Source organism: Streptomyces sp. BK208, from assembly GCF_004364245.1.
Taxonomy (GTDB): domain Bacteria; phylum Actinomycetota; class Actinomycetes; order Streptomycetales; family Streptomycetaceae; genus Streptomyces.
On the sequence record NZ_SOAV01000002.1, the window covers coordinates 187875 to 200369 of the forward strand.

Genomic DNA, 12495 nt, shown 5'->3' on the forward strand with positions numbered 1-12495 from the left:
GGCCACCACCGGCCGGATGAACTGGACCGTAGAAGCGCCTGGTGAAACGCGTGTCGAGGACGGATAAAAGTGCCGCTTTCATCGGCGTTCGACAGGGGTTTCAAAAGGTGCTGCGAGCATCGGTCCGTCCGTAACCGCGGGAGCAGGCGGCAGGGAAAGAGGTCGATGAACGACATGAACGGTCCACGCCTGGCATTGGTGTTTCCGGGGCAGGGCGCTCAGCAGCCCGGCATGGGGCGTCCCTGGACGGGCCGCCCCGGCTGGTTCCTCGTCGAGCGGGCGAGCGAGGTGTCCGGGCGGGACGTCCAGGAGCTGCTGCTGCGGGCCGACGAGCAGCAGTTGCGCCGCACCGACAACGCCCAACTGGCCACGTTCGTACTGGAGATGGTGATCCTCACCGAGCTGCGCCAGGCGCTGCCCGCCGCGGGGCGCCCGATCGTCTGCGCGGGGCACAGCCTCGGCGAGTACGCGGCGCTCGTCGCGGCGGGCGTGATCGGTTTCGCCGACGGCGTGCGTCTGGTCACGGCCCGCGGCGATGCGATGCGCGCCGCGTGCGCGGCCCGTCCGGGCGCCATGGCCGTGGTGCTGGGGCTGCCCGCCGACGAGCTGGAGGGGGCGGCCGCGGAGGTCCGTGATTCCGGTGGACAGGTCTGGGTGGCCAACCTCAACTCGCCGCAACAGGCGGTGCTCTCCGGCGAGGAGGCATCGGTCGCACGGTGTGCGGAGCTGGCCGGTCGGCGGGGCGCGACCCGGGTGGTGTCGATCCCGGTCGGCGGCGCGTTCCACACCCCGCTGATGGCGCCCGCCGCTCCGTCCCTCGGTGAGACGTTGGCCCGCATCGAGCTGCTGCACGGCTTCGCCCCGGTGGTGGCCAATGTGGACGCGCGCCCGCGGCGCGGCACGGACGACTGGCGGTCCGTGCTCACGGAGCAGCTGACGGCACCGGTGCGGTGGACGGAGTCGGTGCGCGTCATGGCCGACGAGCTGCACTGCGACCTGTTCGTGGAGGTCGGCCCCGGCCGCACCCTGACGGGCCTGGCCCGCAGGATCGCTCCGCAGGTCTCCCGGCTCACCGTGAGCGAGCCCGGCCAGCTGCCCGCGATCCCCGCCCCGGTGCGACAGGCCCCGGCCCGGAGCGTGGCATGACGGACCGTACGGCACAGACCTGGGACGCCGTCGTCATCGGCTCGGGGATCGGCGGCCTGGTGTGCGCGGCGTATCTGGCCGTGGCGGGCCGGCGTGTCCTGGTCGCCGAGCAGTCGGGGGTGGCGGGCGGCAACAGCCATGTGTTCCGCAGGCGCCGCGACTACGAGTTCGACGTGGGCGTGCACTACCTGGGCGACTGCGGTCCCGACGGTCTGCTGCCCGCGATCCTGGGCGGCCTGGGACTCGCGGACCGGATCGAGTACCGGCCGATGGACCCGGACGCCTTCGACCGGATCGTGGTGCCCGGCGCGACCGTGGACGTGCCGGCGGACTGGGCCGCGTACCGCACCCGGATCCAGCGCGCCTGTCCCGCAGGGGACGCGGCGGGCATCGCCACGTTCCTCGACGTGGTGGCCGGACTCGGCGGGGAACGGCGGGACGCGGTCGTCGCGGCCGAGGACGTGCCGATGGCCGAGCTGCCGCGGCGGGCACCGCGGTCGGTGGCCTGGGGCCGGCGCACGCTGGCCGAGCTGTTCGCACACTGCGCCCTGTCACCGCGGGCCCGCACCCTGCTCGCCGCGCAGTCCCCGAACTACGGGATGGCGCCGGACGAGGCCACGGTCGCCCTGCACGCCACGGTCACCGACCACTATCTGCGCGGGGCGGCCTATCCGCGCGGCGGCGGGCAGATGCTGGCGGCCGGGCTCCTGGAAGTGATCCGCGCGTACGGCGGTGAGCTGCGCACCCGCTGCCGGGTCGCCCGGATCGAGACCGACGGCCCGCGGGCGCGCGGTGTCGTGTTCGCCGACGGCGGCCGGGCGCGTGCCGAGGTCGTGGTGTCCAACGCGGACTACCGGCGCACCATGCTGGACCTGGTGGGCGCCGAGCGGCTGCCGCGCCGGCTCGCGTCGAAGACCAGGGACGCGCGGATGGCACTGCCCTGGGCGGCGGTCTACGTGGCCCTCGACCGGGAGCTCGACCAGCGCGCCAACCTGTGGTGGTACCGCGACGACGACATCGAGCGGTTCTACTCCCGGCTGCGTGACGGGACCGTGCACGGTGGCACCGACTTCCTGTTCGCCTCGTTCGCCTCCGGCAAGGACCCGGACACGCGACGGATCTGCCCGCCCGGACACGCCAACTTCCAGCTGATGACGCTCTGCCCGCCCGGCTTCGAGTACTGGGGTGTCACGGCGGGCGAGTCCTACCGGGACAGTGCCGCATACCGGTGGCGCAAGGCGCGGCTCGTCGAGGACGTGCTCGACACGGCGGAGGAGCTGCTCGGGCCGCTGCGCGGGCACATCACGCACGTGGAGGCGGCGACGCCGCTGACCCACGAGCGGTACACGCTGTCCAGCGGCGGTACACCCTTCGGCATGGCCCGGTGGGGCGCGCCCGGCGCCCGGCCGGACACCGCGACGTTCATCGAGGGCCTGTACACGGCGGGCGCCGACACCCGGTACGGCAACGGCATCACCGGCTCCGCGGTCAGCGGTATCGCGTGTGCCGGGCAGATCCTCGGCCGGCGCCTGATGCACGAGGTGCACACGGGGGCCGTGCTCGGCGACCCGTCACTGCTGCCGGACCGGCCGGACGACTGGGACCCGCTGGATGCCTCGCGCGGCAGGCGCGGCGCGTTCGCGTAGCGCCTCTCCGCACGTCCTGCGGCACGGCCGGATCACCGGCGAGGCCGTGGGCCCGCCGGCCGCCGCGGTCGGCGGCCCGGTGAGCGGCCGTGGCGGGCCCGCTCGGGGTGATGCCGAAGGGGGTCGCCGCTTCCCGCGCCGCCACCAGTCGCGCAGGCCGGACGTCGCGGGTCGGCCCGGAAGATGCGCTGCGGCGGTCACGCCGCTCCCGGACCAGCAGGTCAGAGGCGGGACTACCGGCCTTCCACCGGCCTTTGACGTCCGCCTGCTCCCCTGGAGGGCATGGACACCGACGTGATCACGGCGGGCGCCGGCCCCTCCGGGCCGCTGCTCGCCGTCGCCTCCGGACCACTCGTCCTCGTCCGGCCCGACGGACACGTCCGCCGGGCCGGTGCCGCCGCGGTCTCGCACGACCTGCCCGAGGCGCTGCGGCGCCGGCCCCGGGCGCCGGGTGCCGCGTGACCGGCACCCGGCGGGAGCAGGTGGTGCGGGCCGCGGTCGCCGAGTTCGCCGTGGGCGGGTACCACGGTGCGACCACCGCCGCCGTCGCCGGACGCGTAGGGGTCTCGCAGCCGTACCTCTACCGGTTCTTCCCCAGTAAGCGTGCCCTGTTCGAGGCCGCGGCCGACCACTGCTTCGACGTCCTGGCCGCCACCCTGGGCCGGGCCTGCGACGGACTGCGCGGCGGCGCCGCCCTCGCCGCCGCTGCCCGGGCCTGCGACCAACTCGTCGCCGAGCGGCGGGAGGTCGCCCTGCTGCTGCTTCAGCTCGTGGCCGCCGCGCCGTCGTCCCCCCGCCCCGAGGACGCCCGTCGTCTCCGCGCGGCCTGGCTCGCCCTGTGGGACGCCCCGGCCGCGCGGACCGGACTGAGCCCGCATGCGCTCGGCGCGTGTCTGGCCGGGAGCCTCGTCGGCGACCTGGTGCGGAACACGGGCGACCGGTCGGCCCCGACGACAAGGGGGTGGCAGCCTGCGAGGCGCTCGCCCCTGTAGACGACGGCGCTACCGCCTCTCACCGGTTCCCGGCGGCGTCCTCCCCGTGGCACTCGCCGTACGTCCGCCCCGAGCCGCACCAGCAGGCCGCGCCGCGCTGCGGTGGCCAGGCCACCGCGAGGCCCCGGGCCGCCAGGGTCGTCGCGTACTGCGGGAGCAGGGTCGGGTCGGCCGGGGACGCGCCCTCCGACGCCGCGAAGGCCTCGTAGGACGGGACCGTGCCCGGGACCACGCCCAGGTTCGCGGTGCCGGACGAGGCCAGTTCGCGCAGGGCCCGCTCTATCGACGCCAGGTGGTCGTCGTAGGAGGGGTACTCCGAGGAGAGGGACGGGTACGCCTCGGTCAGTTCCGTCAGCTCTTCGGCCGGCCAGTGGAGCATGGCGACCGGGAAGGGGCGGGACAGGGCCTCGCGGTAGGCGCCCAGTTCGGCGCGCAGGCGGGAGATCTCCGCCTCCAGGTCCGCCGGGTTGTCCGAGCCCAGGGACCAGACGCGCTTCGGGTCGTGCAGCTCGTCCAGGGACACCGGCATGGAGTGCAGGGTGTCGGCCAGGGTGTCCCACTCGTCGTGGGCCAGGCCCAGCATGCGGCGGACGCGGTGGCGGCCGTAGAGGAGGGGGTGCGTGGAGTACGGGGGTTCCGGCACGTCCGTCAGGAGCAGGCGCGCGCCCTCCGTGAACGTGTCGTGCGCCGCCTCCAACTCGTCGTGGGACTCCAGGGCCTCGGCCACGATCACCCAGGGGGCGGGGTCCCGCGGCGACGCCGCCCGCACGCCGTCGATGATCGCCCTGGCCTCCGCCTCGTGGTCGTACTCCCAGAGGTTCGACGCCTTGAGGGCGCGGACCAGTGACGGGTTCTCCAGGGGAACGGGACTGTCGGTGGACAGCAGGCGGTCGTAGAGCGTGGTGGCGGCCGGGCGGTCGCCGGACAGTTCCAGGTGGGCCGCGGCGCGCAGCAACAGGGCCTCGGCGTCCTCGGGGTAGAGGCCGGCGGTCCGTTCCAGGCGGGCGGCCTCGGCGGCGTGGTCGACGTTTTCGGCGGGCGTGTCGGGGCGCATGGGGGACACCGTACTGCCGTGAGGTGACGAGGGTCAGCCACCCCGGGGGCGGAGAGCGGGGGAGCGGGGGTGTGGGAGGACGGGGCGCAGGCGGCCTCGCCGGGAGGCTCAGGCGGCCTCGCCGCGGGGCGCGAGCCCGGCCCTGCCCTGTGCTCGGGCCCGGCCCCCGCTCCGTGCGCGGGTCCGGTCCCCGGGTTGTGTGCGGGCCCGCCCCCCGGCCTGTGCGCGGGCCCGGCTCCGTCCCCGGTGCGGGCTTGGCTCCGCTCTGTGCGCGAGCCCGGCCCGCTCCGTGCGCGGACCCGGCCCGCTCCGTGCGCCCGTCGCCGGTCAGTGGCGTTCCCGCAACGTCCCCACCAGCACCGCCGCCACCGCGGCCAGGACCGCCGAGACCCACAGCGCCACGTCCGTGCCGGCTCCCGGGCTGCTCGCCGACGTCGCGATCGCGATCGTCAGGGCGACCCCGGCGCACGAACCGATGTACCGGAACGTCTGCTGCGCCCCCGAGCCCATCGCCGCGCGGGCCGCCGGTACCGACTCCACCGCGAGCAGCGGCAGCGCGGCGTTCAGCAGGCCGCTGCCGACGCCCGCCACGACCAGGCCGGGCAGCAGACGGGCCCAGGAGCCCGCGCCCACCGCACCGAGCATCGTCAGGACGCCGACCCCGTGCAGGGCGAACCCCACGGCGAGCTGGTGGCGCGCGGAGACGCGGTGGGCGAGGCGGCGGGCCTGGAGGGCCACCACGAAGGCGAGGCCGGCCCAGACGAGGGAGAGCAGGGCCGTGTTCATCGGGGAGAGGCCGAGCGCCCGCTGCAGCACCGTCGGCAGGAAGCTGAAGAAGCCGATCACCGACAGGCCCGTGAACAGTCCGCCCGCCGAGGACGCCAGGAAGAGCGGGCGGCGCAGCAGCGACAGGTCGATCATCGGAGAGGCCGCGCGGCGCTCCACGACGACGAAGAGCCCGGCGAGCAGTACCGCCGCCGCGAGCAGCAGGCCCACCGGCGCCCGCAGCCAGCCGTCCCGGCCCAGCGTCAGCGCCGCCACCAGCGCGACCAGCGCCGGTCCGAACGTGAGCGCCCCGGCGAGGTCCGGCCGGCCCCGCCGCGGCGAGCGCGACTCCGACAGGGACCGCGCGCCCAGGCCCGCCACCACCAGCGCGGCGGCGCCGAGGACGCCGTACGCCGTCCGCCAGTCGGGGATCGCCCCGACGAGCACCGGGCCCATGGCTATCCCGCCGCTCACGAAGGCGCCCCACACGCCGGTCGCGCGCAGCCGCCCGGCCGGGGTCGGGAAGGCGTGGACGAGCAGGCCGAGGCTGCTGGCGAGCAGCGCCGCGCTCGCCGCGCCCTGCGCGACGCGGGCCAGCGTGAACAGCCACGTCGTGGACGCGAAGGCACCCAGGACGGTGGTGACGCCGAGCGCGAGGGTGCCCGAGACGAAGAGCCGGCGGCGGCCGTAGTCGTCGGCCAGGCTGCCGGCCACCAGGAGCAGGGCGGCCAGGCCGAGCGGGGTGCCGTTCAGCAGCCAGGCCTGCGCGGACAGCGGGGTGTGCAGGGCGGCGGCCGTGTCGGGGAGCGTGACCAGCGGCGCCGTGTACGTCATCAGCGCCACGGCGGTCGCGGCACTGGTCAGCGCGAGGGTGCGGCCGGGGTGCGGGGCCGGCGAGGCCCGCTGCGCGGTGGCCGCGGTGGCCGCGGTGGCCGCGGTGGCCGCGGTGGCCGCGGTGGCCGCGGTGGCCGCGGTGGGCGGGGCGGCCGGGGTGGCGGGGAGCGTGGAGGAATCCGTGCCGGTGTCGGTCATGGCTGGCGGTCCGCTCTCGGAGTCTCGGGCTGATCTCGACAAGTGGGTTCGGTCAATGAACTGACTAGGTGGTACTCAACGTAACACCCTTGGTTCGGTGAATGAACCAAGGCGGGGGAAATTGGCTACAGTGGACGGCATGGCACTGGGCAAGGACTACGCGACGCAGGAGTGCTCGATCGCCCGCGCACTGGAGGTCGTCGGCGAACGCTGGACGCTGCTGGTGATCCGCGACGCGCTCTACGGCGTCCGCCGCTACAACGACTTCCTGGTCCACCTCGGCATCCCGCGCGCCGTCCTGGCCAACCGCCTGCAGGCGCTCACCGCCGAGGGGCTCCTGGAGAAGCGCAGGTACCAGGAGTCCCCGCCCCGGGACGAGTACGTGGTCACCGACCGCGGCATCGCCCTGTGGCCCGCCCTGCGGGCCCTCGGCATCTGGGGGCGCGAGCAGCTCGGCGGCGAGCCGATGCGCACCTTCTGGCACGCCGACTGCGGCACCGAACTGACCCCGTACGGCGCCTGCCCCGCCTGCGGGAGGCCCGTCACCGTCCAGGACATCGACATGCGGCCGGGCCCCGGTCTCGACCCCGACCCGGCGGACCCGGTCAGCCGGGCACTGCTCGGCACGCGGCGGCTGCTCCAGCCGATCGAACCGATCGAGCCGATCGAACCGTCCTGACCGGTGAAGACGGCTGAACCGGCCTGATCGTTAAAGACGGTCGAACCGGACGAATCGTTCGAACGGGTAGGTCCGGCAGGGCCGGTCGAGGCCGGGCAGGGCTCCGCGCAACCTCCTGTATAACTGGAACGTCTGCACCACCAGGACGAACGCGCGTACGGGAGGAGGAGCCGCCGATGTCGCCGACGACGACTCGGGACGGCCGGTCCGCCCTGCGGCTCCCGCGCCCCCTGCGGCCGCTCCTCGTCCTGCTGCTGGTCCTGCTGCCCGTCGCGCTCGTCGACGTCGGCAGCCTCTCCGCCACCGTCGCGCTCGCCGCGACCGCCGCGGTCGGTTCCGCGCTCGCCGTGTGCGCCGTCATCGCCGCACGCTGCGCGCCCGCCGTGCCGCCCACCCGGGTGCGCACGGCCATCAGGGACCGCGACCTGCGTACGGCCTTCCTGCCCCAACGCGATCCCGACGCCGCCGGCCGCCGCCGGCCCCGAGCGCCCGGGCGCGCCCTCCCGGCGACCGCCGCGTAGGGCACCGCTCCAGTAGAGGTCACCCCCTGCGCGGGGCGTGTCGTCATGCCGCCGTTCCCCCGTCATCCCGGCACGACGAGACCCCCGGAGGGCTCACCCACCCATGTCCGTTTTCGCCAGCCTGGTCGAGCACCTCGCCGACCTGCTCCAGCCCCTGTTCGGCGCCTCGGCCGCGGCCGCCGCCATCGTCCTGTTCACCGCCCTCGTACGGCTCCTCGTCCACCCGCTGTCCCGGGCCGCCGCCCGCGGCCAGAAGGCACGCACCCGACTCCAGCCGCAGCTCGCGGAACTGCGCCGCAAGCACGCCAAGAACCCCGAGAAACTCCAGCAGGCCGTACTCGAACTGCACACCGCGGAGAAGGTGTCACCGCTGTCGGGATGCCTGCCCAGCCTGTTCCAGCTGCCCGCCTTCTTCCTGCTCTACCACCTCTTCTCCAGCTCGGCGATCGGCGGGCAGGCCAACGGGCTGCTCTCCCACCGGCTGCTGTCCGCCCCGCTCGGCGGGCGCTGGGCCGACGCGCTCGGTGACGGCGGGCCGCTCGGGGGCGCGGGGCTCGTGTACGTGGCGCTGTTCGCGGTCGTCGCCGTGGTCGCCACGTTCAGCTACCGGCTCACCCGGCGGACGATGGCCGACCGGCCGGTGCCGCCCACCGGTGACGGGCAGGCCGTGCCGGGCGTCGGCGCGATCACCAAGGCGATGCCCTTCATGTCCTTCTTCACGCTCGTCACCGTGGCCGTGGTGCCGCTGGCCGCCGCGCTGTACGTCGTCACCAGTACGGCGTGGAGCGCCGCCGAGCGGGCCGTGCTCTACCGCTGAGCCACGGGAGAGCCATGGAGCCCGGCCGCCCCTACGGTCCAGTACGTGAACGGGGTATTGCGGAGTGGACCGCCGCCTTGGAGGATCGACCAGTCCTCCGATGCTGTCGCGTTGCTGCCGCACCCAGGTCGCGCATCGTCGGGCGGGCTGCCCGCGATCGAGGAGTTGGGGATCATGAAGCTGTTGCGAGTCGGTACGGCGGGGTCGGAGCGGCCCGCGCTGCTCGACGCCGACGGGACCCTGCGAGACCTGTCGGGCGTAGTGAGGGACATCGACGGCGAGCTGCTCGCCGACCAGGAGGCGCTCGGCCGGATACGTTCCGCCGCCGAGGCCGGTTCGCTGCCCGCCCTGGACGGCACGGGGCTGCGCGTCGGACCGCCGGTGGGAGGCATCGGCAAGATCGTGTGCATCGGGCTGAACTACCACGACCACGCTCGCGAGACCGGGGCCGAGCCGCCCGCCGAGCCGGTCGTCTTCTTCAAGGCGCCGGACACGGTGGTCGGGCCGCACGACACGGTGCTCGTGCCGCGCGGCTCCACCAAGACCGACTGGGAGGTGGAGCTGGCGGTCGTCATCGGCCGTACGGCCCGCTACCTGGAGTCGGACGAGGAGGCGCTCGCGTGCGTCGCCGGGTACGCCGTCGCGCACGACGTGTCCGAGCGGGAGTTCCAGATCGAGCGGGGCGGGACCTGGGACAAGGGCAAGAACTGCGAGACGTTCAACCCGCTGGGCCCGTGGCTGGTGACCGCCGACGAGGTACCCGACCCGCAGCGGCTGTCGCTGCGGCTGTGGGTGAACGGCGAGCTGAAGCAGGACGGGACGACCGCGGAGCAGATCTTTCCCGTGGCGGAGGTCGTGCGGTACGTCAGCCGGTTCATGGTGCTGCGCCCCGGTGACGTCATCAACACCGGGACGCCGGCGGGAGTGGCGATGGGGCAGGCCGAGCCCAAGCCCTACCTGCGGGCGGGTGACGTGGTCGAGCTGGAGGTCGAGGGGCTGGGGCGGCAGCGGCAGGAGCTGAAGGACGCGTAGGCGCTCCGCCGGGGCGCGGTGCGCGGTGGCGGTGCGTTGCCGGCCGCGGTCGTGCGGAGCCGATCGCGCCCGCGCGGCGGAGCCGCTCGGTTCACCGCCCCGCGCCCCTGGGGGCGCGTTCCCTCACGTCAGCAGTGCGGCGAGCCTGCGCCAGCCCTCCCTCGGGAGGCGGGCCGTGTCGTCCTCCACCAGCTGGAGGGCGACGTGGTCGGCGCCGGCCTCGTGGAAGGCGTCGACGCGGGCGCGGATCGTGGACTCGTCGCCCCAGGCGAAGACCGCGTCGATGAGGCGGTCGCTGCCGCCGCCGGCGACGTCGTCCTCGGTGAAGCCGAGGTTGAGGAAGTTCTTGGTGTAGTTCGGCAGCTTCAGGTACATCGCCAGGTAGGCGCGGGCCGTGGCGCGGGCGCGGGACGGGTCGGAGTCGAGGACGACCTTGAACTCCGGGGCCAGCAGCGCGCCCTCGCCGAGCCGCTCACGGGCCTGCGCGGTGTGCTCGGGCGTGACCAGGTACGGGATGGCGCCCGCCGCCCGGTCCCGGGACAGGTCCAGCATCTTCGGGCCGAGCGCGGCCAGCACCCGGTGCCCGGACCGCATCCCGGCCCGGTCCAGCTCGTCGAGGTAGCCGACCATCGTCGAGTACGGGCGGCGGTACCCCTCCACGCGCGGGCCGTGGCTCACGCCGAGGCCGAGCACGAAACGCCCGGGGTGGGAGACCTCCAGCTCCGCGAAGCGCGCCGCCGCCTCGGACGCCTTGTGCTCCCAGATGCTCTGGATGCTGGTGCCGACCAGGATCCGCGAGGTCGCCTCGATCAGCGGGGCGGCGTTCGCCGCGGCGCTGTTGCCGCCGAGCCATACGGCGCCGTAACCGAGCTGCTCCAACTCGGCGGCGGCCTCGGCGCGTTCGGGCGCACCCTCGGGGTCCTCGGAACGCAGCTGGACGCTCCAGACGCCGTACCGTCCGACCGATTCCTTCAGGGAAGTGGTCGCCTCGTTCATCGGTTGAGATCCCTCCGGTGGGCACCGTGATCACCATGCGTGTCTGCCTGCTGCCAACCACGGGTACCCAGCGATGATTCCCCGGGCACACCCGCCCGGGGAATCCGGAGCCGGACGGGCTACTCGCCCAGGAACCGCTCCAGTGCCTCCACCACCAGCCGGTGGTCCTCCACCTGCGGCAGTCCGGAGACCGTCACCGCGCCGATCACGCCGACGCCGGCGACGGTGAGCGGGAAGGAGCCGCCGTGAGCCGCGTAGGTGTCGGGGTCGAGCCGCGAGGACTCCTCGAAGGTCGTGCCCTTGGCCCGGAAACGCGAGCCGACCAGGTACGACGCCGAGCCGTACCGCTCCACCACGCGGCGCTTGCGGGCGATCCAGGCGTCGTTGTCCGGGGTCGAGCCGGGCAGGGCGGCGCGGAAGAGCTGCCGGCCGGCGCGGTGGATGTCGATGGCGACGGGCGCCTGACGCTCCCGGGCCAGCTCGACGAGCAGCGAGCCCAGCGCCCACGCGTCGTCGTCCGTGAACCGGCGCAGCACCAGGCGGCGTTCCTGCTCCTCCAGCTCCGCCACGGTGGGCGGCGCGGGCGTGGACGCCCCGGCGCTCACAGGGTCACCACCACGGAGTCGCGGGCGGACCGGCGGGCCGCCTCCAGTACGTCCAGTGCGGCGGCCGCCTCCCGTGCGTCCACCGGGTTCGGGCCGCCCTCGCGCAGGGCCTTCGCCACCGCCGCGTAGTACGCCGGGTAGTCACCCGCGACCGTCGCCTGCACCTGTCCGCCGCCGGTCAGCGGGGACTGGCCGGAGCCGACGCGGCCCCACAGCGACTCGTCCTCCTCGCCCCAGCCGGGACCCGGGCGCTTGCCCTCGCGCAGCGCCGCCTCCTGCGGGTCGAGGCCGTGCTTGACGTACCCGGCCTCGGAGCCGAGCACCCGGAAACGGGGGCCGAGCTGGGCGGCGGTGGAGGAGACGTAGAGGTGCGAGCGGACGCCGTTCGCGTGCGTGAGCGCGAGAAACGTGTCGTCGTCCGCCTCCGCGCCCGCGCGCCGGACCACGGACTCGGCGTACACCTGCGTGACCGGGCCGAAGAGGACCAGGGCCTGGTCGACGACGTGGCTCCCGAGGTCGTACAGCAGGCCCCCGATCTCCGCCGGGTCGCCGGACTCGCGCCAGCCGCCCTTCGGCTTCGGCCGCCAGCGCTCGAACCGGGACTCGAAGCGCCACACCTCGCCCAGCGTGCCCTCGGCGAGCAGCTTGCGGAGGGTGAGGAAGTCGTTGTCCCAGCGGCGGTTCTGGAAGACGGAGAGGAGCAGGCGGCGTTCTTCGGCGAGTGCCGCCAGCTCGCGGGCCTCGGCCGCCGTGCCCGCGACCGGCTTGTCCACCACGACCGGCAGGCCGGCCTCCAGGGCGCGCGTCGCGAGCGGCACGTGCGTCTTGTTCGGGGAGGCGACGACGACCAGGTCCAGCTCGCCGGCCCGGTCGAACAGCTCGTCGGGTGTGGCGACGGTCCGTACGTCGGGGAACTCGGCGCGGGCCTGCTGCTGCCGCTCCGGGTTCGAGGTGACGACCGTGTCCAGGGCCAGGCCCTCGGTGGCGGCGATCAGCGGGGCGTGGAAGACGGAACCCGCGAGGCCGTAGCCGACGAGGCCGACGCGCAGAGGGGGATTGCCGGGAGGAGTACCAGTCATGCGTCTACTTTCGCAACGGTGTTGCCAAAGTGCAAGCGCGAGACACAATGGGGGTGTGAACAGGACGAACGGCGGAGGCACGGCGCCCGGCGGCGGACCGGTGGCCGGTGGTCGTGGGGCGACCGGTGGCG

13 protein-coding genes are annotated in these 12495 nt (G+C 74.5%); 8 read left to right on the top strand and 5 right to left on the bottom strand.

The features are described 5' to 3' along the window. Window positions 1–165: 165 nt before the first annotated feature. From EV562_RS05425 to EV562_RS05440, 4 genes are all read left to right on the top strand, one after another. Window positions 166–1146 carry an ACP S-malonyltransferase gene (locus EV562_RS05425; protein WP_133885515.1) on the top strand — a complete coding sequence of 327 codons (981 nt, stop codon included), beginning with the start codon at window positions 166–168 and terminating at the stop codon, window positions 1144–1146. Then, complete coding sequence (locus tag EV562_RS05430; protein WP_133885516.1) at window positions 1143–2792, top strand: NAD(P)/FAD-dependent oxidoreductase; 1650 nt, start codon at window positions 1143–1145, stop codon at window positions 2790–2792. The genes EV562_RS05425 and EV562_RS05430 overlap by 4 nt, the downstream gene beginning before the upstream one ends. Window positions 2793–3074: 282 nt before the next feature. Further along, complete coding sequence (locus EV562_RS05435) at window positions 3075–3254, top strand: hypothetical protein (protein WP_133885517.1); 180 nt, start codon at window positions 3075–3077, stop codon at window positions 3252–3254. After that, a complete protein-coding gene (locus EV562_RS05440) occupies window positions 3251–3784 on the top strand; it encodes a TetR/AcrR family transcriptional regulator (protein WP_133885518.1) in 534 nt (177 codons plus the stop codon). Before EV562_RS05435 ends, EV562_RS05440 begins: the two co-directional genes overlap by 4 nt. Before the next feature lie 19 nt (window positions 3785–3803). Here EV562_RS05440 and EV562_RS05445 read toward each other — a convergent pair whose 3' ends face one another. After that, window positions 3804–4838, bottom strand: coding sequence for an SEC-C domain-containing protein (locus tag EV562_RS05445; RefSeq protein ID WP_133885519.1), 1035 nt, complete (start codon window positions 4836–4838; stop codon window positions 3804–3806). A 327-nt stretch (window positions 4839–5165) separates the two neighbouring features. Beyond that, entirely contained in the window at window positions 5166–6635 is a 1470-nt protein-coding gene (locus EV562_RS05450; RefSeq protein WP_133885520.1) for an MFS transporter, read from the bottom strand. A gap of 139 nt (window positions 6636–6774) precedes the next feature. Here EV562_RS05450 and EV562_RS05455 point away from each other — a divergent pair, with 139 nt between their 5' ends. The 4 genes from EV562_RS05455 (at window position 6775) to EV562_RS05470 (ending at window position 9684) form a co-directional block, all read left to right on the top strand. Continuing rightward, window positions 6775–7314: a helix-turn-helix domain-containing protein gene (locus EV562_RS05455; RefSeq protein WP_166661604.1), complete on the top strand. Its 540-nt coding sequence runs from the start codon at window positions 6775–6777 to the stop codon at window positions 7312–7314. Window positions 7315–7490: 176 nt separating this feature from the next. Next, a complete protein-coding gene (locus tag EV562_RS05460; protein ID WP_133885522.1) occupies window positions 7491–7835 on the top strand; it encodes a DUF6412 domain-containing protein in 345 nt (114 codons plus the stop codon). A 103-nt stretch (window positions 7836–7938) separates the two neighbouring features. Beyond that, complete coding sequence (gene yidC / locus EV562_RS05465) at window positions 7939–8652, top strand: membrane protein insertase YidC (RefSeq protein WP_133885523.1); 714 nt, start codon at window positions 7939–7941, stop codon at window positions 8650–8652. A 174-nt stretch (window positions 8653–8826) separates the two neighbouring features. Further along, window positions 8827–9684 carry a fumarylacetoacetate hydrolase family protein gene (locus EV562_RS05470; protein WP_133885524.1) on the top strand — a complete coding sequence of 286 codons (858 nt, stop codon included), beginning with the start codon at window positions 8827–8829 and terminating at the stop codon, window positions 9682–9684. A gap of 123 nt (window positions 9685–9807) precedes the next feature. On the opposite strand, the gene EV562_RS05475 is transcribed toward EV562_RS05470, so the two are convergent. The 3 genes from EV562_RS05475 to EV562_RS05485 all read right to left on the bottom strand — a co-directional run bounded on the left by EV562_RS05475 (window position 9808) and on the right by EV562_RS05485 (window position 12364). Further along, window positions 9808–10680: an LLM class F420-dependent oxidoreductase gene (locus tag EV562_RS05475; protein WP_133885525.1), complete on the bottom strand. Its 873-nt coding sequence runs from the start codon at window positions 10678–10680 to the stop codon at window positions 9808–9810. Window positions 10681–10799: 119 nt separating this feature from the next. After that, window positions 10800–11285: a heme-degrading domain-containing protein gene (locus EV562_RS05480; RefSeq protein WP_133885526.1), complete on the bottom strand. Its 486-nt coding sequence runs from the start codon at window positions 11283–11285 to the stop codon at window positions 10800–10802. Then, window positions 11282–12364, bottom strand: a complete 1083-nt coding sequence (locus EV562_RS05485) for a Gfo/Idh/MocA family oxidoreductase (RefSeq protein WP_133886024.1) — start codon at window positions 12362–12364, stop codon at window positions 11282–11284. The genes EV562_RS05480 and EV562_RS05485 overlap by 4 nt, the downstream gene beginning before the upstream one ends. Window positions 12365–12495: the final 131 nt, after the last annotated feature.

Bases quoted from the DNA above. Each gene is read 5' to 3' on its own strand.
- EV562_RS05485 (WP_133886024.1), bottom strand. From the start codon at position 12,364: ATGACTGGTACTCCTCCCGGCAATCCCCCTCTGCGCGTCGGCCTCGTC.
- yidC (WP_133885523.1), top strand. From the start codon at position 7,939: ATGTCCGTTTTCGCCAGCCTGGTCGAGCACCTCGCCGACCTGCTCCAG.
- EV562_RS05475 (WP_133885525.1), bottom strand. From the start codon at position 10,680: ATGAACGAGGCGACCACTTCCCTGAAGGAATCGGTCGGACGGTACGGC.
- EV562_RS05425 (WP_133885515.1), top strand. From the start codon at position 166: ATGAACGACATGAACGGTCCACGCCTGGCATTGGTGTTTCCGGGGCAG.
- EV562_RS05435 (WP_133885517.1), top strand. From the start codon at position 3,075: ATGGACACCGACGTGATCACGGCGGGCGCCGGCCCCTCCGGGCCGCTG.
- EV562_RS05460 (WP_133885522.1), top strand. From the start codon at position 7,491: ATGTCGCCGACGACGACTCGGGACGGCCGGTCCGCCCTGCGGCTCCCG.
- EV562_RS05455 (WP_166661604.1), top strand. From the start codon at position 6,775: ATGGCACTGGGCAAGGACTACGCGACGCAGGAGTGCTCGATCGCCCGC.
- EV562_RS05430 (WP_133885516.1), top strand. From the start codon at position 1,143: ATGACGGACCGTACGGCACAGACCTGGGACGCCGTCGTCATCGGCTCG.
- EV562_RS05450 (WP_133885520.1), bottom strand. From the start codon at position 6,635: ATGACCGACACCGGCACGGATTCCTCCACGCTCCCCGCCACCCCGGCC.
- EV562_RS05445 (WP_133885519.1), bottom strand. From the start codon at position 4,838: ATGCGCCCCGACACGCCCGCCGAAAACGTCGACCACGCCGCCGAGGCC.
- EV562_RS05470 (WP_133885524.1), top strand. From the start codon at position 8,827: ATGAAGCTGTTGCGAGTCGGTACGGCGGGGTCGGAGCGGCCCGCGCTG.